This is a genomic window from Azospirillum sp. (assembly GCF_035628975.1).
In the GTDB taxonomy this organism is placed as follows: Bacteria; Pseudomonadota; Alphaproteobacteria; order Azospirillales; family Azospirillaceae; genus Azospirillum.
In genome coordinates this window covers 101,479-121,970 of record NZ_DASPIS010000103.1, presented here as the reverse complement: position 1 = coordinate 121,970, position 20,492 = coordinate 101,479, and the positions used below count along the sequence as shown (strand labels likewise).

Below are 20,492 nucleotides of genomic sequence, written 5' to 3'. Positions count from 1 at the left end.
CCTCCCCCCTTCCTTTTTCCTTCCAGGTCCATGCCCCGTCCCGACAGCCTGTCCCTGCGTGAGGCCCGCCGCATCGCCATCGCGGCGCAAGGCTTCGCCAACACTGTCCCCGAAGACGCTTCAACCGCCGCTGCGGTGGAGGCCCGCCATGCCCGGCGCATGATCGGCCGGCTGGGGCTGGTGCAGATCGATTCCGTCAATGTGCTGGTGCGCTCCCATTACCTGCCGCTCTTCTCGCGCCTGGGACCGTACGAGGCGGCGCTGCTCGATCGGCTGGCCTATGGCGGCAAGCGGCGGGCGCTGTTCGAATATTGGGGCCACGAGGCCTCGCTGATCCCGGTGGAGCAGCAGCCGCTGTTCCGCTGGCGCATGGCGCGGGCCGAACGCGGCGAGGGCATCTATGGCGAATTGGCGCGCTTCGCCGTCGAACGCCGCGCTTACATCGACTCCGTCCTGGCGGAGGTGGCGGCGCGCGGACCGATGGGCGCGTCGGAACTCAGCGAGGGCGGGCGCGGAGCCGGCGGCTGGTGGGGCTGGAGCGACGGCAAGCGGGCGCTGGAATACCTGTTCTGGGCCGGTCTCGTCACCACCGCCGGGCGGCGCGGCTTCGAGCGGCTCTACGACCTGCCGGAGCGGGTGCTGCCCGCCGCCATCCTCGACACCCCGACACCGGAGGAGGCCGAGGCCCAGCGTGCCCTGCTGCGCATCGCCGCCCGTGCCCATGGCGTGGCGACGATGAGCGACCTGCGCGACTATCACCGGCTGGAGGTTGCCGACGCCCGCCTGCGCATCGCCGAGCTGGTGGAGGCCGGCGAGCTTCTGCCGGTGACGGTGGAAGGATGGGAGCGCACCGCCTACGTCACCGCCGACCTGCGCATCCCCCGCAAGGCGCCGGCCCGCGCCCTGCTCTCCCCCTTCGATTCGCTGATCTGGGAACGGCAGCGCACCGAGCGCCTGTTCGGCGCCCGCATCCGGCTGGAGATCTACACCCCCGCCCACAAGCGGGAGCATGGCTATTACGTGCTGCCCTTCCTGATGGACGAGCGTATCGCCGCCCGCGTCGACCTGAAATCCGACCGCAAGGCCTGCACCCTGCTGGTCCAGGCCGCCCACACCGAACCCCACGCCCGTCCCGAGGCTGTCGCCCCGCACCTGGCGGCGGAGCTGCGCCGGCTGGCCGGATGGCTGGGGCTGGAACGGGTGACGGTGGCCGGCGGCGGCGATCTGGCGCCGGCTTTGGCGGGGGCGTTGGCGCAGACTGGAGCAGACGCTTCGCTCACTCCAGATGGTCCAGCGGCAGCCGGGTCTCGAACTTGACCTCTTTCAAGGTGACGCTCGATTTGACATGCGACACCGCGGGGATGGAAAAGATGCGCTCGCTGAGGAAGCGGCCGTAATCCTCGGTGGTCGGCACGACGATGCGCAGCAGATAGTCGGCGTCGCCGGTGACGGCGAAGCATTCCAGCACCTGCGGCATGCCGGCGATGGCGCTCTCGAACTGTTCGACCGCGTTCTCCTTGTGGCGTTCCAGCGTGACATGGGCGAAGACGCACTCGCCGAGCCCCAGCTTGCGCGGGTCGAGCTGGACCGTGTAGCGGCGGATGACGCCGATGTCCTCCATCGACCGCACCCGGCGCCAGCAGGGGGAGGCCGACAGGCCGACGGTATCGCCCAACTCCTGCATGGTCAGGCGGGCATTCTCCTGCAGGGCCGCCAGGATCCCCTTCTCATGCCGGTCGAGCTTGATCGTCGCCATTCCGTCTCTCTTCAATCCGCACCGGAAACCATCATCTAAGGGAACATATGCCGGGTTCGCAGCGACTGCGAGTCCCCCCGGCGCAACCAATCGGCCCGTCCGGTGTTCTCCGGTTGGGCAGACGCAGGAGGATGGGTGTGTTCGACTGGATCGTCAGGATGGTGGAACAGACAGGCTATCTCGGCGTGGCCCTGCTGATGTTCGCGGAGAACCTGTTTCCGCCCATCCCATCGGAACTGATCCTGCCGCTGGCCGGCTTCACCGCCGCTCGCGGGGACATGAGCCTGCCCCTGGTGGTGGTCGCCGGCACGGCCGGCGCCCTGGTGGGCGCGCTGTTCTGGTACGTGATCGGCCGCTGGGTCGGCTGCCGCCGGCTGAAGCACTGGGCCGAACGCCATGGCCGCTGGCTGACCATCAGCCCCGACGAAGTGGACGAGGCCGCTTCCCATTTCCGCGAGCATGGCGGGCGGGCGGTGCTGATCGGCCGGATGATCCCGGCGGTGCGCACGCTGATCTCCATCCCCGCCGGCGTGTCGGAAATGGCGCTGGCGCCCTTCCTGCTCTACACCACCCTGGGCACCGCGATCTGGACGACCTTCCTCGCCACCGCCGGCTATCTGCTGGAGGACCGCTACCAGCAGGTTTCCGGCTGGCTGAACCCGGTGTCCAACATCGTCGCGGTGGGCATCGCCCTCTGGTACGTCTACCGGGTCGCCACCTTCGGCCGGCGGACGTCCAAGCAGCCGGCGGAATAGCAGGCCCCGTTTCCGCCGAAAGGAATTCCGCCCAGAGGAATTCCGCCCAGAGGAAAACTCCCCCGCCCCGGCTGGACGGCGCCGCCGGCCGCATGCTCTCCCTGGTGGGTCCGACCGCCAGCGGGAGCATCAGCCCATGACCTTCACCCCGACCGTCATCCTCGTCCACGGCGCCTTCGCCGACGGCTCCTCCTGGGGCCGGGTGATCCCCCGCCTGCAGGCGGAAGGGCTGGCGGCGGTCGCGGTGCAGAACCCGCTGGTGTCGCTCGACGACGATGCCGCCCATGTCCAGCGCGCCATCGACCGGACGAAGGGGCCGGTGCTGCTGGTCGGCCATTCCTGGGGCGGGACCGTCATCACCCAGATCGGCGATCAGGAGCGGGTGAAGGCGCTGGTCTATGTCGCCGCCTTCGCCCCCGATGCCGGACAATCGCCGAACGATACGCTGAAGCCCTTCCCGCCATCGGCCGGCCTGTCCGGCGTCTCGGTCGACAAGGGCCGCTTCCTGACCCTGACGCCGGAGGGCATGGCCCGCAACTTCGCCCAGGATCTGGCACCGGAGGAGGCCGCCCTGCTGGCCGCCACCCAGGGGCCGGTGGCTGCCGCCTGCTTCGCCACCAGGGTCACGGCCGCCGCCTGGAAGGCCAAGCCCGCCTGGTACATCGTCGCCACGCAGGACCGCATGCTGCCGCCGGACTTCCTGCGCGCCACCGCCGCGCGCATCGGCGCCCGCAAGGTGGAGGTCGAGAGCGGCCACGCCCCCCACCTGTCCCGCCCGGACGCGGTGGCGGCGGTGATCGTCGAGGCGGCGCGCGCGGCGGTCTAGACTCTGTTCCGCAACGTTCCCGGCGTGGTGCCGCGCCGGCGGCGCAGGCTTCGGGTCAAGGCGCTCTGATCGGAGAATCCCACCGCCAACGCCACCTCCGCCAGCGGCAGCCGGCCGTCGCGCAGCAGCGCCTCCGCCCGGTCCAGCCGCAGATCGGCCAGCCGGCGGGCCGGGGTGGTTCCGGTCTGCGCCCGAAAGCGCTCGTGGAAACGGCTGGGCGCCAGCCCGACCGCGGCGGCCAGTTCCGCCACCGTCAGCGGCTCCTCGCAGCGCTCCGCCATCAGGGCCAGGGCGCGCTCGACCGGATCGTCCGGCAGGGCGGGCGCGGGCCGACGCGATTCCAGGGCGCGCAGCAGCAGCCCGGCCGCATGGTGCGCCAGCACCGGGTCGAGCGGCCGGTCGGCCGCCTCCGCCGCCAGATAACGCACCAACCCATCAAGCGCCGTGTCGATGGGGAAGAAGGCGTCGCAGACACGTACTGCGGTCTCCGGCACCAGCCCTCCCACCGGCACGTCCAGCACGACGAAACGGTTGGTCCCGGCGCTGCGGAAGCTGTGCGGCATCCCGTCCGCCACCAGCACGCCGCGCCCGTCGCCCACCCGCCCGCAAGTGCCGGCGACCTCCATGTCGAGGGTCCCGGCGATGGGCAGGACGATCTGGTGATGATCATGCGCGTGCCGCCGCTCGAATCCGTCGTAGCTGCGGGTGCTCACGCTCGGCCGATGCGGGGACGCCACGGCGTCGGACTCCTGGGGATCGGGTTGAAGCGGCCATGCTACGCCGTCAGCCCCCAGGCGTACAGGCACACGTACGAGTCCTTCTGCCGGTTCCCTCCCCCGGAGAGCCGGTCAATTCCGGCCGGAGCCCCGGTCAAGACAGCATGCCGTCCACCGGTTATGGTCGCCCGATCCACGCCAACCGATCGACAATCACCATGCCCGCTCCGTCCGCCGCCACCGCCAGCCCCGCCCTGCCCGACCGCCGGGCCGTCAACCGCGCCACCCTGGTCGGCTTCACCGCCATCCTGATGTGGGCGACGCTGGCCCCGCTGGCGACGCTGGCCTCGATGGTGCCGCCGTTCCAGCTGGTGGCGACCTCCTTCCTGCTGGCCTTTCTGGTCGGCAGCGGCTGGACGGTGCTGCGCGGCGACAACCCGCTGCGCTATTTCCGCCAGCCGCCCGCCGCCTGGGCGCTGGGGGTGGGCGGGCTGTTCGGCTTCCACTTCCTCTATTTCATGGCGCTGCAGGCGGCGCCGCCGGTGGAAGCGAACTTGATCAACTACCTGTGGCCGCTGCTGATCGTGCTGTTCTCAGCATTGCTGCCGGGGGAGCGGCTGCGGGCGTGTCATGTCGGCGGCGCCGTCGCCGGTCTGGCGGGCACCGCGCTGCTGATCGCACGCGGCGGGAACGGCGGTTTGGGGAGCGGGCTTTCCATCGATCCGGCGCATCTGCCGGGCTATGCCGCGGCCCTGGGCAGCGCCGTCACCTGGGCCGGCTATTCGGTGCTGCGCCGCCGGCTGGGCCAGATCGGCGAGGCGCCGACCGACGCCGTCAGCGCCTTCTGCCTCGTCACCGCGCTTCTGTCGCTGCTCTGCCATCTGGCGCTGGAGCAGACGGTTTGGCCGGAGACCCCGGCGGGCTGGGGAGCGATGCTGCTGCTGGGTCTGGGTCCGGTCGGGGCGGCCTTCTTCGTCTGGGATTACGGCGTGCGCCACGGCGACATCCGCGCGCTGGGCGCGCTGTCCTATCTGGCGCCGCTGCTGTCGACCCTGCTGCTGGTCCTGTTCGGCCTCGCCGCCAATTCGGGGATCATCTGGGTGTCCTGCGCCTTGATCGCCGGCGGCTCGCTGCTGGCGAGCAAGGACCTGCTGCGGCGCAGGTGAGAGAAGCTCGCGCATATCCTCAAACTTGAATAGACGCCCAGCCGATGCTACCCAAGGGACATGCCGATCACCTTCCATCCCCGACGTGGCTCAATTCTTATCTGCGACTTCGATACCGGTTTCCAGCCGCCGGAGATGATCAAGGTTCGGCCGGTCGTGGTGGTTTCTCCGCGTCGTCGCAGTGGCCCAGGCCTGTGCACGGTGGTGACCTTGAGCAGCGTCGAGCCGGACCCGATCGAGCCTTATCATCACCAGCTGTCGCTGATGGCTTATCCACCGGCCCGGGGAGCGATGTGGGCAAAGTGCGACATGGCGGTGACTGTTGCCTGCAACCGTCTTGATCGGGTCAAGGTGAAGATGTCGAACGGTCAACGTCAATACATGGTCTACACCATGCCTGCCGATGACATGGCTGCGATCGATAACTGCCTTCGGATTGCCCTCGGCCTATAAATTTATGGCTTGTGGTCATAGTTCGCTCTTCACAATACCTTGACTAACCGTGTGCCAGATCACACAATCGTGATGTTCCCGCACTGCCGGCATTTGCCGGTAACGGGCTTGGAAGACCGCAGGTGACTGCGGCAGGTTTCGGCAGATGGCGATGACAAGCCGGCCGGGACCTCAAGAATCGGGCCTCACCGGAAACGGTGAGGCCCTTGTCGCTTCTGGTGTGTCCTCCTCCCTCAGGCCTCCGCCCCTTGAGCCGCGGCGGCGACGTCGTGGCGGGCGCGGTCGCCGGTCGCAAGGCCGTTGAAGTACCAGTTCAGCGCCACCGCCGTCAGCGTGCCCAGCAGGATGCCGCTGTGCAGCAGCGGCGACAGGAAGGACGGCATCTGCGAGAAGAACTTGTCCGACACCAGCGGGATCAGCCCGACGCCGACGCTGACCGCCACGACGATCAGGTTCTCGCGCCGGCTGGCGTAATCGACCTGCGACAGGATGCGCACGCCGGTCGCCGCCACCATGCCGAACATCACCAGCCCGGCGCCACCAAGCACGAAGGCCGGGACCGACGCCACCACATGCGCCAGCTTCGGCAGCAGACCCAGCAGAAGCAGGATCAGCCCGCCCGCCGCACAAACCCAGCGGCTGCGCACGCCCGTCACCCCGACCAGCCCGACATTCTGCGAGAAGGAGGTGTAGGGAAAGGTGTTGAAGACGCCGCCGATCAGCGTGCCCAGCCCGTCGGTGCGCAGGCCGCGGACCAGATCCTCCTGCGTTACCGGCCGGCCGACCATGTCGCCGACGGCCAGGAACATGCCGGTCGACTCGATCATCACCACGATCATCACCAGCGACATGGTGAGGATGGCGACGGGGTCGAAGATTGGCAGGCCGAACTGGAAGGGCTGGACCGGCGCCACCCACGGCGCCTCGGCCAGACCGTTGAAATTGACCATGCCCAGCGCCATCGCCAGCACCATCCCGGCCACCAGCCCCAGCAGCACCGCGACGTTGCGGACGAATCCGCGGCCGTGCTTCATCAGCGCCAGGATCGTCACCAGCACGAAGGCGGCGACACCCAGGAAGGCCGGATCGCCGAAGCGCGGGTTGCCCACCCCGCCGCCGGCCCAACCCACCCCGACCCGCATCAGCGAGATGCCGATGATGGCGATGACGCTGCCGGTCACCACCGGCGGAAACAGCGGCAACAGCCGGCCGACCAGGGGAGCCGCCACCATGGCGAAGACGCCGGACCCGATGACCGCGCCATAGATCCCCAGCAGCCCCAGCGACGGGTTGGCCGCCATCGCCACCATCGGCCCGACGGCGGCGAAGGTGACGCCCATCATGATCGGCAGCCGGATGCCGAAGCGCCAGAACCCCACCGCCTGGATCAGCGTTACCACGCCGCAAGCGAAGAGGTCGGCGTTGATCAGCATGGCGATCTGGTCCTTGGGCAGCTTCAGCGCCCCGCCGATGATCAGCGGCACCGCGACGGCCCCGGCATACATCACCAGCACATGCTGCAGCCCCAGCGCCAGCAGCCGCCAGGCCGGCAGCACCTCGTCGACGGGATGGGCGGCTGTCTTGTCGGTGGCGCGTGTCATGGCGCTGGCCTCGCTGTCCTGTGGTACGGCACCGCGATGCATGGGCCGTGCCGCGTCGCCGCACCGCATCCTGCGTAGCGGGCATCAAACGTGCCTGCACAAGACGTGGGCATCCTCCGATGGAGACTGCCCGTGCAGGTGGCAGATCCCGCGCGGTTTTTTGCCGCGCCGGGTGGAGACGGCGATGCGGGCTGCGATATTCTTTAACGATCCGTGGGTACAGTCGCTGTCGTCTACCCCTTTCGCGCAACCCGAACAGAGCGTCGCGATGAGCAAGTCGATCGAGGGTGTATCCAACTGGATGCACATGTTCCGTTGGATCGTGAAGCTGATCCGCGACGAATACGGGGTGGACGAAGCTCTGCTGACCCGGAATGCGACGTTGGAGACCGACATCCAGCTGTCGATCGACCAGGTCGAACAGGTTCTGGAATACATCTCCGAGAGCTTCGGCATCCGTTTCCCCGAAGGGACGCTGGACGAGCTGGTGAAGCTGGAGGAGCTTTGCCTGTTGGCGAGCTGGATCAAGGGCTATTACAAGCGCCCCGAGTTCATCTCCGACGAGTTCGAAAGCCGCTGCCGCAGCATCAACGAGATTGCCGCCTGAGATGACAGACCCGACCTTCCCCTATCCGCCCGGCCCCTATCCGCCCGGATTCGTCTGGGGCGTCTCCACCTCCGCCTACCAGATCGAAGGCGCGGCGGCCGAGGACGGGCGCGGCGCCAGCATCTGGGACGTCCGCTGCCGCACCCAGGGCGGGGTGGTGAACGGCGACACCGGCGACATGGCCTGCGACCATTACCACCGGATGCCGGAGGATGTGGCGCTGATGAAGGGGCTGGGTGTCGACGCCTACCGCTTCTCGGTGTCTTGGCCGCGGGTGCTGCCGCGCGGCCGGGGTGCGGTGAACGAGGCCGGGCTGGACTTCTACGACCGGCTGGTCGACCGGTTGCTGGAAGCGGGGATCGAGCCCTGGCTGTGCCTCTACCACTGGGACCTGCCGCAGGCGTTGCAGGATATGGGCGGCTGGTCGGCCCGCGACTGCGCCGGCTGGTACGCCGACTATGCCGCGCTCTGCGCCCGGCGCTACGGCGACCGGGTGAAGCGCTGGATCACCTTCAACGAGTTCTCGGTCTTCACCCTGTTCGGCTACGCAATTCCGTGGGCGGCGCCGGGGATCGTCGACCGGGCGCAGCATCTGCGCGCCATCCACCATGTCAATCTGGCCCATGGCGCCGGGGTGGACGTGCTGCGCGATCTGGTGCCCGGCGCCTCCATCGGCGCGATCCACAACCGGCAGGTCGTGATCCCCGAGACCGACACGCCGGAAAACCGTGCCGCCGCCTCGCTGCTGGACGAGCATTGGAACCTCGTCTTCTGCGATCCGCAGATCCTCGGCCATTATCCGCCGCAGACCGCCGCCGCCATCGAGCCTTACGTGCAGGCCGGCGACATGGCGCGCATCGCCCGGCCGGTGGACTGGTTCGGGCTGAACCATTACGGCCCGATCTTCGCCAAGGCCGACCCGGCCCGGACCTGGGGTTACGGCTGGGGCGACGCGCCGCCCGATTCGCCGACCCACGGCGTCGGCTGGGCCATCTTCCCCGACGCTTTCCGGGACGAGCTGCTGACCATCCAGCGCCGCTACCGCCTGCCCATCGTCGTGACGGAGAACGGCTGCGGCGGCAGCGACACCGTCAGCCCCGACGGCGCCGTCCACGACCCCCACCGCATCAACTACCTGACCATCTACAACGCCGCGATGCGCGACGCGATGGCCCAGGGCGCCGACGTGCAGGGATATTTCGTCTGGTCGCTGCTGGACAATTTCGAGTGGGGCAGCGGCTATGGCCAACGCTTCGGCATCGTCCATGTCGACTTCCAGAGCCTGGCCCGCACGCCGAAGGACTCGGCGCGCTGGTACGCCGAGCTGATCCGGAAGGCGAAGGCCTAACGTCGGCGCACCTCCGCGCACACGCCCTCCGCTCCGTCCGGCACCTCCACCCGCGCGGTGCCGTCGCGCAGGAGCAGGCTGTGTCCTTCGGGAACCGACAGAGTGTCCCCGCCATCGGGGGTGACGGATAGGCATCCGGCAAGGGCGTGGACCAGAACCACATCGCCTGCGGCACGTTGGCCGGCCGGACCCGCCAGCAGCGACAGGGTGCCGGTGGCCGACGCGCGGTCGAGCATCAGGTTCACGTCGCGGATCGGGCCGGCGGTCGGCTCGCACCACACCGCCGCCTCGCCGGGAAAGGCGAAGGCGGGGTCCAGGCGGCGCCGTTCGACCGGCGGGGCGCCATCGACGGACAGGCGCATGCCGTCGCCCTCCACCACGGCGATCAGGCGGTCATAGCCGGGAAAAGCCGAGAATGGACCGGGTTCGACGACATCGGCGATGCTGACCCGCCAAAGGAAGCGACTATCGGAGGTTGGGCCGGAGGCCGGGCCGGAGGTCGGCTCCACCGCAAGTTCGGTGGTGACGCCGCCGCCATTCTTCCAGGGAACGCGGCGGTGATCGGTGGGGCTCAGAAGGGTGACGGTGGGCAATATCAGGCTCCGGCGCGGATGAACTCCGCACCGTCATAGCACAGCCGGTGCCGATGCCTCAGACGAAGAGGTTGAAGCTGCCCATCAGCTTCTGCGTTCCGGTCTGGCCGGTGGGGATCGAGTTCAGGCTGCCGATGGCGCTGTTCAGCCCGTCCAGCGTCGCCTGCTGTCCCGTGGTCAGCGCCGCCGCGCCGGTGTCGCCCTTGGCCGGCGCCTTGGCCACGGTGTCGTAGTCCTTGCTGTAATTCCCCATCACCAGCTGCATGGCGTAGTTCTTGGGGTCCTTGTCGGACTGGCCCTTGTCGCGGGTGACGCGCAGGGTGTAGTCGCCCTTGTCGACCGTCAGGTTGCCGGCCTGCAGCTTCTTGAAGGAGTCGTAATTGTCGCCGGACTTCGGGTCGCTGTCGGCCATCACCCGGCCCAACCGGTTCATCAGCTGGACGCGCACGCCGTCGTCGCCGACCTGACCCATGGTCATCTCACCCTTGGAGGTGACCTTGAACTTGTAGAAATCGACCTTGTCGTTCGCCGTCAGCGTGCTGGCGACATTCAGGCGGGTGGTGTTCTTGGCGAGCACGCCGATGTCCGTGGCGCCGGCCGTGGTGGTCAGCGCCGACTTCTTGACCGTCTTGGAATATTCCTGGACGTCGCCGACGGCCTGGTTGCTCTGCGACTTCTTGATGGCCTCGACCGCGTTTTTGATCGACGCGTTGAGGCCGGAAACCATAGAGCTGACGCTTGAGAGAGCATCATCCGCCATGATCCGTCATCCTTCTTCCGATCCGACCATCACACTCAAACCCGAACGAGCGGATTCGAATGCCACCGAGGAGTACCAACAAGGGTGCGGCCGGCTGCGCCGCCACCCGGACACGTCTGCCCTAAGGGAGTATACGACAACAGCCGGCGGAACATAGGCAGGATTCGTGATTTTTTTGGTCCAAAGCTGTGATGCGGGGCCTGCACGCCACGGTTGGCAGCCCGATCCCGGCTCAGGATCGCGGCTTTCCCTCCATTTCCGGCTTCGGTGCGGAGTGCGCAGCGGCTGCAGCGCTCAGGGCCGCCGCCTGCGGGGCCGACTCGGAGGCGGCCGGTCCGGCCGGCTCGTCGGCCGGGGGGCAATGGGGCGGCTGGGTGGGGCCGGTGACGACATCGAAATCGAACATGACAACCTCTCTTGCGGAAGATGAGGCCGCCCGGATCGCCCGTGTTCGGATTTTGAGGATGTGCAGCCCGTCAAGGGCAGAGGTCACAAACACGAAAGCCGCCGCGGGTCGGTCCGGGCGGCTTCGGGAATGAGCGACAGATGCGCGTTCCTAGGCCGCCGGACGAAACCAGCGGCCAAAATATCGGGAGCGTCCAGAGGACGCGATGGAAAGCGCCTGTTGCATGACGGCGACCATAGCGCGTGGCCGCCGCCCTGCCAAGGGACATTTTCCCGATCAGCCTGCCTTGCGCTCGCCCACCGTGTCGGCGACATAGGCGTCGCGCTGGCCCAGCGGCCGGGCGGGCCGACCGTTGCGGTCGGTGGTGTCGCGGGCGGTCTGGTGCTCGATCTCGGCGTTCAACTCGGCCCCCAGCAGAACCACGTAGGAGGTCAGGTTGAACCACAGCAGCAGCACCACGACCGCGCCGACAGACCCATAGGTCTCGTTGTAGCTGCCGAAGTTCGACACATAGATGGAAAAACCCAACGATCCCAACAGCCAGACCAGGGTCGCCGCCGCCGACCCCCAGGTGACCCAGCGCCATTGCGGTTCCCGCCGGTCGGGGGCATAGCGGTAGAAGACGGCAAGCCCCAGGATGATCGCCACCGCCAGGATCGGCCAGCGGGCAAGGCTGGCGATCCAGCCGATCGGCGTGTCCTGCAGCCCGATGATGTTGATCACAGCCGGCACGGCGACGATCATCACCATGGCGACGATGACGAACAGCAGGCCGGCCACCGTCAGGGCCATCGACAGCACCGCCAGCTTGATGATGCCGCGCGTCTCCTGCTCGCCATAGGCGATGTTGAGCGCCGTCACCATCGAGTTGGTGCCGCGCGACGCGCTCCACAGGGTCAGCAGCAGGCCGAAGATCAGGCCGACCCCCAGCCCCTCGGACGGGGCGGTGGCCACCTTGCGGGCCTGGTCGCTGACGATGGACAGGGCTTCCGGAGGAAGCAGACCGCCCATCTGGCTCAACTGGTTCTCGATCAGCGCCGGGTCGGCGACGAGGCCATAGATGGAGACCAGCGCCGCGATGGCCGGGAAGATGGCGAGCAGCCCGTAATAGGCGACGCCCGCGGCCAGCATCGACACGTTGTCCTTGCTCTGCTCGTCCCACACCCGCAGCAGGATGTCCTTCCATCCCTTCTTGGGAATGTCGGACGGGGTTTCCGCCGACCGCCCGCGGCCGTCCCGGCTCCCACCGCGCGCGTCGTTGGCGGCGCGCCCGGCCGCATGGTACCCGTTCGCACGGTTCCGGTGCTCGTAGTAATGGCGGCGGCTCAACCCCAGCATGACCCGCCCTCCTCAGACCACGGCTTCGCGCAACGCGCCGACGCGGTGGCGGGCGTTTTCCACGGCATGGAACTGGGCGCCGATAACGACCTGCAGGTGATCGTCCGGCGCGTCGCGCAGGGCATCGCGGAACAGGGCCAGCGTACCGTCCAGCCCGCTTTCCAGCCGTGCCAGCAGGTCGCCCCGCCCGGCCGTTCCGCCGACGCCCGCCACGACGCTGCGCGCGCTCGCCTCCGCCAGGCCATGCAGGGGCGACCAGATTCGGCCACCGTCACCCGCGGTCTCGATCCAGCCGCCGCCGTTGCGCAACTCGGCGTCCAACTCCATGGCGCTGCGGTCGAGCTGGTCGGCCAGGGTCTCCAGGCGGGAGGACAGGGCCGGGTAGGCGATGGTCATGTCGGCGCGGCGGAAGGCGTCCGATCCGTCGCGGCAGGCGGCGATCAGGTCGGTCAGCAGATGGCGGCTGCGCGGGTCCAACTGCCGGCCGCGGGGATCGTAATCGTCGAATTCGGTGGTGGCCTCCGGGGTGCGGGCGACCGCCCAGGCAAGCCAGAGGGCGCCGACGCCCATCAGCGCCACGGGAATAGGGTTGGCACGGACGGCGCGGGCGATCCGGCCGGACATGCCGTCGCCGCCGCCCTGGATGACATCGCGCACCACCTGCACCACCCCGCCCGACATCTGGCCGGGCGACAGGCGGAATTCGATCTCGTCGATCACCGCGTCCATGCGGGCGCGGATCGATTCGATCTCGTGCTCGATCTCTTCGGGCCGCCGGTTCTGCGTCGCTGTCGTGGCCCCGGCAGCGGCCTCGCGGTCGGAGGGAACCGACGCAGACGGAGCGGCGGGCGGAATGGCGTCGTTGTGGTTGGTCATGCCGGACGTCTCCTGTGGGGGCTGCCGGCTTGCAACACCACGGGGAGGCGATTGTTCCGGCCTGACCTGCACAGGCAAAGGGCCGGGAGGTCTCCCTCCCGGCCCTGTCCTTCAACACACGAACCTCAACACACGAACCCGCAGCCCGCGATCGGGCCAGCCGGACTCAGGCGAGCGTGACCAGCGCCACGCCGCCGAGGCCAATGGCCGCGCCCAGGCCACGCAGGACCAGCCCGCCCTTGCCTTCACGGGCGAAACCGCGCAGCGACAGGGCCAGGGCGATGCCGGCCCCATGCAGCAGGGCGGTGGCGAGCGCGAAGCCCAGGCCGTAGAGCAGCGGCTGCGCCGCCTCCGGCATCTCGGCCCCATGGGCATGGCCGTGGAACAGCGCGAACAGCGCGACCGCCGCCAGCGACACCGGCAGCGACAGGCGCGACTGCGCGGCGACCAGGCCGCCCAGCACGATGACCGAACCGGCGATCCCCAGTTCCACCGCCGGCAGGCCGATGCCGGCCATGCCCAGCAGGCCGCCGCCGATCATTGCGGTGACGAAGGCCGCCGGCAGCGCCCACAACGCCGCACCGCCGCGCTGCGCCGCCCACAGCCCGACCGCAACCATGGCCAGCAGGTGGTCCCAGCCGCCGACCGGATGCAGGAAGCCATGGACGAAGCCTGCATCATGGGCGCCGAAGGTGTGGGCGTCGGCAACTGCCGGCAGCACCAGCCCGGCCAGCAGGACGGCCGAGGCGAGGGGGAAACGTTTCATGGACAAGCATCCTCTGATGTCGTGTCGCGCCCGCCACGGCCCTCCCGCCCGACGCATGGGGAGCCGGGCTGCATGGCGCGGTTGGGGCGAAGTGTAGCAGAAAGCGTCATCTCGGCCATGGCCGGAACACAGGGTCCGCCCCGCCGGATCTACGTATTTTGACGCAGGTCAATGAGTTGCACCCCGGTTCCGTCAGGATGGATCCGCCGCCGCCCGCCCTGCCGCCAGGACTTCACCATGACCGCAGCGACACGTCCCGCAGAGGGATCGGTATCCGTCCGGCTGTGGCTCGACGGCAAAAAGGGCGCCGACACCATCGGCCGGGCCGAGGTCGCCGCCCGCCGCCCGCGCGCCGTCGCCGTCCTGGTCGGTCGGTCGCCGGAAGAGGCGGTGCGGCTGGCGCCCCTGCTGTTCAGCCTGTGCGGAACCGCGCAAGCACTTGCCGTCGCCCGCGCCTGCGAAGCGGCGCTGGGGATCGACGCGGGCGCACAGGAGGCCGCGCGCCGCCTGCTGACCGACGCGGAGGCCCTGGACAGCCACGGCTGGCAGGCCGTCGTCGAATGGCCGGCGCGCCTCGGCGCCCCTCCCCGGCCTGCTGCCCTGCGCGCCCTGCGCCAAGCGGTGTCCGCGGTCATGCCGGCGCTCTATCCGGCCAAGGACGGGCTGCGGCCGGGCGGCGGTGTCCTTCGGCCCGATGGGACTGCGCTGCGGGGGGCGCTGGACCGGATGAAGGACTGGGTGAAGGGGGAGGTCTTCGCCGGACCCCTGCCGCGGGATGTTGACGACCTCGTCCGCTGGGCCGGCCGCGGCGCCAGCGATGCGGCGCGTCTGGGCGCCCGGCTGCTGGCCCCGGATCTGGCCGGCTGGGGGGCGGGCGGCGTGCCGCTGCTGAGCGAAAGCGGGCCGGACTGGTTCGCCGCGGCGCTGTCCGGCGATCCGGCTTTCGCCATACGGCCGCAGCATGACGGCGCCCCGGCGCTGACCGGGCCGCTGGGACGTCAGGCGGCGCACCCGCTGGTGGTTTCGGTGACGGACCGCTTCGGCGATGGGCTGGCCCGGCTGTTCGCGGCGCGGCTCGCCGATCTGGCGGAGTTGCCGAAACGGATGGAGGCGGCCATCGCCGACCTGTGCCCGGCCGATCCGGCGATGGCGGCGGGTCCGGGACCGGGCGAAGGCTGCGGCGTGGCGGAAACAGCGCGTGGACGGCTGGCCCACTGGCTGCGGCTGGACGAAATGGGGCGGATCGCCGATGCCCGCATGGTGGCCCCGACCGACTGGAACTTCGCCGCTGACGGCCCGCTGGCCCGCGGGCTGGCAGGTGCCGAGGTGCCCAGCCGCGACGACGCGGCGGAACGGGCGCGGCTGCTGGTCGCGATGCTCGACCCCTGCGTCGCCTGCGGCATAGAGGTACACGAATGACGATCGCTTGCCGAAGCGGACGGGCCGTCCGATGATGGGCCGCCGAACGGACAGAGCGATCGCTTTGCGGATCGAAGAGTGGGAGAGCGCGTGATGTGCACGGTTTGCGGATGCGGAGAAGGCGAAACCCGGATCGACGGCAAGGCCACCGATGCCGAGCATGAGCATATCGGCCCGGACGGCAAGGTCTACCGCCACCGTCACGGTGAAGGGCACGGGGCGGCGCACCACCATGCCCACCACCATCACGACGACACCCACGAGCATGTCGCCCCCGACGGCACGGTGTTCCGCCACAGCCACACCGATCACGGGCACCATGATCACGGGCATGGTCATGAGCACGGCCATGACCACGCCCACGCGCATCACCACCACCGTCCCGACCGCCCCGACGCCATTGACGGCGGCGCCGCGCTGAACCAGCCGCGGCTGATCACCATCGAGCGCGACATCCTGGCGAAGAACGACGCGCTGGCCGACATCAACCGCCGCCGTTTCGCCGGGCGCGGGGTGTTCGTGCTGAATTTGATGTCCAGCCCCGGTTCGGGCAAGACGACCCTGCTGACGCGCAGCCTGACCGACCTGAAGGGCCGCTTCCCGGTCGCGGTGATCGAAGGCGACCAACAGACCAGCTTCGACGCCGACCGCATCCGCGCCACCGGCACCCCGGCGGTGCAGGTCAACACCGGCAAGGGCTGCCACCTCGACGCCTCCATGGTGGCGCAGGCCGCCGACAAGCTGGCCGCCGAGAGCGGCTTCGCCGAGGACGGCGTGCTGTTCGTCGAGAATGTCGGCAATCTGGTCTGCCCCGCCGGCTTCGACCTGGGCGAGACCCACCGCGTCGTCGTCCTCTCGGTGACGGAGGGGGAGGACAAGCCGCTGAAATACCCGGACATGTTCGTCCGCGCCGACCTGCTGGTGGTCAACAAGATCGACCTTCTGCCGCACCTGACCTTCGATGTGGAGCGGATGATCGGCTATGCCCAGCGCCTGAACCCGTCGCTGGCGGTGATCCAGCTGTCGGCCACCACCGGCCAGGGTCTGGAGGAGTGGTACGACTGGATCGCCGACGGGCTGGCGGAGGCCCGCGCCTCTCACGCCGCTTCCGCTGCCGTCTGACCGGAGGACCGCCGCCATGTGCCTTGCCGTTCCAGCCCTGGTCACCGCCCTGCTGCCCGACGACCGCGCCACCGTCAGCCTGGGCGGCGTCACCTCCACCTGCTCGCTGGAGCTGGTGGAGGGCGTCGCCGTCGGCGACTACGTGATCGTCCATGTCGGCTACGCCCTGTCCCGCCTCGACGCCGAGGAGGCCGAGCGAACGCTCGCTCTGCTGGCCGAGGTCGCGGACGCCGAGGCCGCGGCCTGACCCGCGCACGTCATTCCCACACACCCGCCGACCATCCGGACCACCCGCCATGACCGACCGCCGCCTCTTCACCCGCAAGCTCGACATCGCCCGCGGGGCGGTGGACATGACCCACGGGTCTGGCGGCAAGGCGATGGCGCAGCTGGTGCGCGAGCTGTTCGCCGCCGCCTTCGCCAACCCGTATCTCGACCAGGGCAACGATCAGGCCGCCTTCGACGTGCCGGGCGGACGCATGGTGATGACGACGGACGGCTTCGTCGTCTCGCCGCTGTTCTTCCCCGGCGGCGACATCGGATCGCTGGCGGTCCACGGCACGGTGAACGACGTCGCCATGGCCGGCGCAGTGCCGCTGCACCTGACCGCCGGCTTCATCATAGAAGAAGGCTTCCCGCTCGCCGACCTGAAGCGGGTGGTCGACAGCATGGCCGCCGCGGCGCGCGAGGCCGGGGTCGCCATCGTGTCCGGCGACACCAAGGTGGTGGAGCGCGGCAAGGGCGACGGCATCTTCATCACCACCACCGGCATCGGCATGGTGCCCCCCGGCGTCGCCCCCTCCGGCGACCGGGCGCGGCCGGGCGACGTCATCCTGGTCAGCGGCACCATGGGCGACCATGGCGTCGCCATCATGTCGACCCGCGACAATCTGGGCTTCGAGACGGCGATCCTGTCGGACAGCGCGGCGCTGAACGGCCTGGTCGCGGCGATGGTGGCGGCGGTGCCCGACGTGCATGTGCTGCGCGATCCCACCCGCGGCGGACTGGCGACGACGCTGAACGAGATCGCCCACCAGTCCGGAGTCGGCATGCGGTTGCGCGAGGCCGACATCCCCGTTCGGGCGGAGGTCACCGCGGCCTGCGAATTGTTGGGGCTGGATCCGCTCTATGCCGCCAACGAAGGTAAGCTGATCGCGATTTGCGCGGCGGAGGAGCGTGACCGGATGCTCGCCGCCATGCGCGAACACCCGCTGGGACGGGATGCCGCCTGCATCGGATGTGTGGTGGAGGACCCCCATCGGTTCGTTCAAATGGAGACCCGCTTCGGCGGCCGCCGGATTGTGGATTGGCTGACCGGAGAACAGCTTCCCCGGATCTGCTGACCCGTACCGGCGGGCTAACTCACCCTTTCCAAAAATCCTGTCCCTTCGGCAGGACCCCTTTCGCGCGCTGGCCGTTGCCTCTCTCGGATGGTCCTATGCTCTGACCAGAGACGTTCAGCGACGAGAGATTACAATGGCGTTGTCCAACATCGCTCTTTTGGGCGCACCCCGCCTGGACCCCGGCCGCATGGCCGGGACCCGGTCGGCGATGCAGGCGATGGACCGGCTTCCCGGTTGCCCTCCCCTGCACAGGCATCGCGTGAAACGTGCCTTCGACATCGTCGGCTCGCTGGGGCTGCTCGCCATATTCGGGCCGCTGATGCTGGTGCTGGCCTGGATGGTGGCCCGCGACGGCGGGCCTGCGGTGTTCGGCCATCGGCGCATCGGTGCCGACGGACGCTCCTTCACCTGCCTGAAGTTCCGCTCGATGGTGGTGAACTCCGCCGAGGTGCTGGAGCGGCTGCTCGCCACCGACGAGACGGCGCGCACCGAATGGCTGGCGACGCGCAAGCTGCGCAACGACCCGCGCATCACCCCGGTCGGCCGTTTCCTGCGCAAGTCGAGCCTGGACGAGCTGCCCCAGCTGATCAACGTCCTGCGCGGCGACATGAGCCTGGTCGGCCCCCGCCCGATCATCGACGACGAGGTCCCCTATTACCGCGCCTGCTTCCCCTTCTACACCCGCTGCCGCCCCGGCCTGACCGGGCTGTGGCAGGTCAGCGGCCGCAGCGACGTCGATTACGTGCGCCGCGTGCAGCTCGACACCGCCTATGTGGTGGGCTGGAGCTTCTGGGCCGACATCGGCATCATGCTGCGCACCGTGCGGGTGGTGGTGAAGGGCAGCGGCGCCTACTGACCTCTCCCTTCCTCCTTCGCCCCCCTCTCTCCGAAAGCACTCATCCCTTCACACCGGTCGCGCGTCCCATCGGGGCGCGCGACATTGCTGTTTGCGCTCACCATTTCCGATAGGGGAGCCGGACGGCCGCCCCCAGCGGTCATCCCCCCGATCATCCCGTTGCATGACACTCTTGCCGAATCCGGGGTGGACTTTGAGAATGGCGGAACGACGTGCTAGGGTCGGGCCAACCGGCGAAACCCTGGTATAAGTGAACGATGAGCGTAAGACCGCCGGCCGGACCGGCCAGTCAAGAGGGGCCTAGGATGGCGAAGCTGCTGGCTGCCTTGCTGCTGATGATGGTGGCGATCGGGCCCGCCTGCGCCGTGGCGCCAACCAGCCGTGCCGACACCGTCGCGGCGCTCGACCGATACCGCACCGATTTCGCGAAGATCCGCGGCTACGGTTCGCTGTCCGCCGCCGACCGCAACTACGTCCTCTTCTCCGACGCCATGCGCCGCGTTTTGACGGAGCATGTGAAGCCCTTCGATCCGCAGGTGCTGGTCGACAAGGCGGAGGACGGGCTGAAGAAGAAAAAGGCTGAGAACCCGCGCGCCAGCGACCGCATGCTGACCGAAGCGGCGCTGGACAGCATGCTGGGCTCGCTCGACCCCTATTCCAGCTTCCTCGACAGCGAACGCTACCGCTACCTGCGCGAACAGACTCAGGGCGAGTTCGGCGGGCTCGGCATCGAGGTGACGATGGACGAGGAGAGCGGCCTGATCAAGGTCGTGTCCCCCATCGACGGCTCGCCCGCCGCCCGCGCCGGCCTGCGCAGCGGCGACCTGATCGCCCGCATCGACGACGTGGCGGTCAAGGGGCTGAACCTGCACGACGCCGTCGCCCGCATGCGCGGTCCCGTCGGCAGCTCGGTCGCCCTGGCGATCCGCCGCCCGCCGTCGACCGACGCCAACACCCGCGTCTCGCTGACCCGCGCCATCGTCAAGATCCAGCCCGTCCGTTACCGGCTGGAGGGCAACGTCGCCTATGTCCGCATCGCCACCTTCAACCAGTCGACCTCCTCGGCGCTGGATGCGGCGGTCGAGGACATGCGCCGGCAGGCGAAGGGCCGGCTGACCGGCGCCGTCATCGATCTGCGCAACAACCCCGGCGGCCTGCTGGAGCAGGCTGTGCAGGTGGCCGACCGCTTCCTGGAGACGGTGGACATCGTCTCCGTCCGCGGCCGCGATCCGGAGGAATCCCGCTCCTACCGCGGCACCTCGGGCGACCTGCTGGCCGGGCTGCCGGTGGTGGTGCTGATCAACAGCGGCTCGGCGTCGGCGTCGGAGATCGTGGCCGGCGCCCTGCAGGACCATCACCGCGCGCTGCTGTTCGGCTCGCGCTCCTACGGCAAGGGGTCGGTGCAGACGATCTCTTCGCTTAGCGTCGACACCGGCATCCGCCTGACCACCGCCCGCTACTACCGCCCGTCGGGGGCGCTGGTGGACTGCTTCGGCGTCTCGCCGAACCTGGAGGTCAAGCCGACCCACGGCAGCACCGAGGAAACCCACCCCGACCCGGCGACCTGCGACGCCAATGCCCCGACCCCGCCCAAGCCGCAGGTGTGGATGGCGCAGGACATGTGCCCCGACGTGATGGACAAGGCCCCCAAGTCCGACGACGACCGTCCGCTGGAATGCGCCGTCTCCGCCATCCGCAACCGCCTGACCGGCACCCTGGCCGGCGGGGAGTGAGTTTCCCGATGCCGGAAAATCCCCTCTCCCCTCCGGGGAGAGAGGGTTAGGG

The 20,492-nt window shown here is 69.2% G+C and carries 22 protein-coding genes; 13 read left to right on the top strand and 9 right to left on the bottom strand.

All coding sequences use genetic code 11. From position 1 onward, the window contains the following. Positions 1–30: 30 nt before the first annotated feature. Positions 31–1,317, top strand: a complete 1,287-nt coding sequence (locus tag VD964_RS23520; RefSeq protein ID WP_324870924.1) for a winged helix-turn-helix domain-containing protein — start codon at positions 31–33, stop codon at positions 1,315–1,317. Here the strand turns inward: VD964_RS23520 and VD964_RS23515 are convergent. Beyond that, a complete protein-coding gene (locus VD964_RS23515) occupies positions 1,277–1,756 on the bottom strand; it encodes an Lrp/AsnC family transcriptional regulator (RefSeq protein WP_149223014.1) in 480 nt (159 codons plus the stop codon). The two genes, VD964_RS23520 and VD964_RS23515, sit on opposite strands and share 41 nt — an antisense overlap. A gap of 131 nt (positions 1,757–1,887) precedes the next feature. Here VD964_RS23515 and VD964_RS23510 point away from each other — a divergent pair, with 131 nt between their 5' ends. Both VD964_RS23510 and VD964_RS23505 read left to right on the top strand, forming a co-directional pair. Beyond that, positions 1,888–2,511 carry a DedA family protein gene (locus VD964_RS23510; RefSeq protein ID WP_324870923.1) on the top strand — a complete coding sequence of 208 codons (624 nt, stop codon included), beginning with the start codon at positions 1,888–1,890 and terminating at the stop codon, positions 2,509–2,511. 136 nt (positions 2,512–2,647) lie between these two features. Continuing rightward, on the top strand, positions 2,648–3,337 hold the full coding sequence (locus VD964_RS23505) for an alpha/beta hydrolase (protein ID WP_324870922.1): 690 nt from the start codon (positions 2,648–2,650) through the stop codon (positions 3,335–3,337). Here VD964_RS23505 and VD964_RS23500 read toward each other — a convergent pair. Beyond that, on the bottom strand, positions 3,334–4,074 hold the full coding sequence (locus VD964_RS23500) for an AraC family transcriptional regulator (protein ID WP_324870921.1): 741 nt from the start codon (positions 4,072–4,074) through the stop codon (positions 3,334–3,336). The two genes, VD964_RS23505 and VD964_RS23500, sit on opposite strands and share 4 nt — an antisense overlap. A 197-nt stretch (positions 4,075–4,271) precedes the next feature. Between VD964_RS23500 and VD964_RS23495 the strand changes: the two genes are divergently transcribed. Together VD964_RS23495 and VD964_RS23490 are read left to right on the top strand one after the other, a co-directional pair. Then, positions 4,272–5,219 (top strand): DMT family transporter, encoded by a 948-nt coding sequence (locus VD964_RS23495; RefSeq protein WP_324870920.1) that lies wholly within the window; start codon positions 4,272–4,274, stop codon positions 5,217–5,219. A 60-nt stretch (positions 5,220–5,279) separates the two neighbouring features. Continuing rightward, positions 5,280–5,672, top strand: a complete 393-nt coding sequence (locus tag VD964_RS23490; RefSeq protein WP_324870919.1) for a type II toxin-antitoxin system PemK/MazF family toxin — start codon at positions 5,280–5,282, stop codon at positions 5,670–5,672. A 233-nt stretch (positions 5,673–5,905) separates the two neighbouring features. On the opposite strand, the gene VD964_RS23485 is transcribed toward VD964_RS23490, so the two are convergent. Beyond that, positions 5,906–7,273, bottom strand: a complete 1,368-nt coding sequence (locus VD964_RS23485) for a nucleobase:cation symporter-2 family protein (protein ID WP_324870918.1) — start codon at positions 7,271–7,273, stop codon at positions 5,906–5,908. Positions 7,274–7,541: 268 nt separating this feature from the next. Here VD964_RS23485 and VD964_RS23480 point away from each other — a divergent pair, with 268 nt between their 5' ends. After that, positions 7,542–7,880: an acyl carrier protein gene (locus VD964_RS23480; protein ID WP_324870917.1), complete on the top strand. Its 339-nt coding sequence runs from the start codon at positions 7,542–7,544 to the stop codon at positions 7,878–7,880. Position 7,881: 1 nt separating this feature from the next. Further along, entirely contained in the window at positions 7,882–9,228 is a 1,347-nt protein-coding gene (locus tag VD964_RS23475; RefSeq protein ID WP_324870916.1) for a GH1 family beta-glucosidase, read from the top strand. On the opposite strand, the gene VD964_RS23470 is transcribed toward VD964_RS23475, so the two are convergent. The 6 genes from VD964_RS23470 to VD964_RS23445 all read right to left on the bottom strand — a co-directional run bounded on the left by VD964_RS23470 (position 9,225) and on the right by VD964_RS23445 (position 13,967). Beyond that, positions 9,225–9,821 carry a HutD family protein gene (locus tag VD964_RS23470; protein ID WP_324870915.1) on the bottom strand — a complete coding sequence of 199 codons (597 nt, stop codon included), beginning with the start codon at positions 9,819–9,821 and terminating at the stop codon, positions 9,225–9,227. The two genes, VD964_RS23475 and VD964_RS23470, sit on opposite strands and share 4 nt — an antisense overlap. A gap of 58 nt (positions 9,822–9,879) precedes the next feature. Continuing rightward, the gene (locus VD964_RS23465) at positions 9,880–10,581 is read right to left on the bottom strand and encodes a hypothetical protein (RefSeq protein ID WP_324870914.1); all 702 of its coding nucleotides are present in this window, start codon (positions 10,579–10,581) and stop codon (positions 9,880–9,882) included. A 232-nt stretch (positions 10,582–10,813) separates the two neighbouring features. After that, positions 10,814–10,987, bottom strand: coding sequence for a hypothetical protein (locus VD964_RS23460; RefSeq protein ID WP_324870913.1), 174 nt, complete (start codon positions 10,985–10,987; stop codon positions 10,814–10,816). A gap of 276 nt (positions 10,988–11,263) precedes the next feature. Then, positions 11,264–12,325: a YihY/virulence factor BrkB family protein gene (locus tag VD964_RS23455; RefSeq protein ID WP_324870912.1), complete on the bottom strand. Its 1,062-nt coding sequence runs from the start codon at positions 12,323–12,325 to the stop codon at positions 11,264–11,266. A 12-nt stretch (positions 12,326–12,337) separates the two neighbouring features. After that, positions 12,338–13,201, bottom strand: coding sequence for a DUF3618 domain-containing protein (locus VD964_RS23450; protein WP_324870911.1), 864 nt, complete (start codon positions 13,199–13,201; stop codon positions 12,338–12,340). Between the two features lie 166 nt (positions 13,202–13,367). Then, positions 13,368–13,967, bottom strand: a complete 600-nt coding sequence (locus VD964_RS23445; protein WP_324870910.1) for a HupE/UreJ family protein — start codon at positions 13,965–13,967, stop codon at positions 13,368–13,370. Positions 13,968–14,204: 237 nt separating this feature from the next. Here VD964_RS23445 and VD964_RS23440 point away from each other — a divergent pair, with 237 nt between their 5' ends. The 6 genes from VD964_RS23440 (at position 14,205) to VD964_RS23415 (ending at position 20,440) form a co-directional block, all read left to right on the top strand. Next, entirely contained in the window at positions 14,205–15,386 is a 1,182-nt protein-coding gene (locus tag VD964_RS23440) for a nickel-dependent hydrogenase large subunit (protein WP_324870909.1), read from the top strand. A gap of 93 nt (positions 15,387–15,479) precedes the next feature. Next, positions 15,480–16,508, top strand: coding sequence for a hydrogenase nickel incorporation protein HypB (gene hypB / locus VD964_RS23435; RefSeq protein ID WP_324870908.1), 1,029 nt, complete (start codon positions 15,480–15,482; stop codon positions 16,506–16,508). Between the two features lie 16 nt (positions 16,509–16,524). Continuing rightward, positions 16,525–16,755 (top strand): HypC/HybG/HupF family hydrogenase formation chaperone, encoded by a 231-nt coding sequence (locus VD964_RS23430; protein ID WP_324870907.1) that lies wholly within the window; start codon positions 16,525–16,527, stop codon positions 16,753–16,755. A gap of 49 nt (positions 16,756–16,804) precedes the next feature. Beyond that, positions 16,805–17,851 carry a hydrogenase expression/formation protein HypE gene (hypE, locus tag VD964_RS23425; RefSeq protein WP_324870906.1) on the top strand — a complete coding sequence of 349 codons (1,047 nt, stop codon included), beginning with the start codon at positions 16,805–16,807 and terminating at the stop codon, positions 17,849–17,851. Positions 17,852–17,984: 133 nt separating this feature from the next. Next, positions 17,985–18,707: a sugar transferase gene (locus tag VD964_RS23420; RefSeq protein ID WP_324870905.1), complete on the top strand. Its 723-nt coding sequence runs from the start codon at positions 17,985–17,987 to the stop codon at positions 18,705–18,707. 305 nt (positions 18,708–19,012) lie between these two features. Beyond that, on the top strand, positions 19,013–20,440 hold the full coding sequence (locus VD964_RS23415; RefSeq protein ID WP_324870904.1) for a S41 family peptidase: 1,428 nt from the start codon (positions 19,013–19,015) through the stop codon (positions 20,438–20,440). The last annotated feature ends 52 nt before the right edge of the window (positions 20,441–20,492 follow it).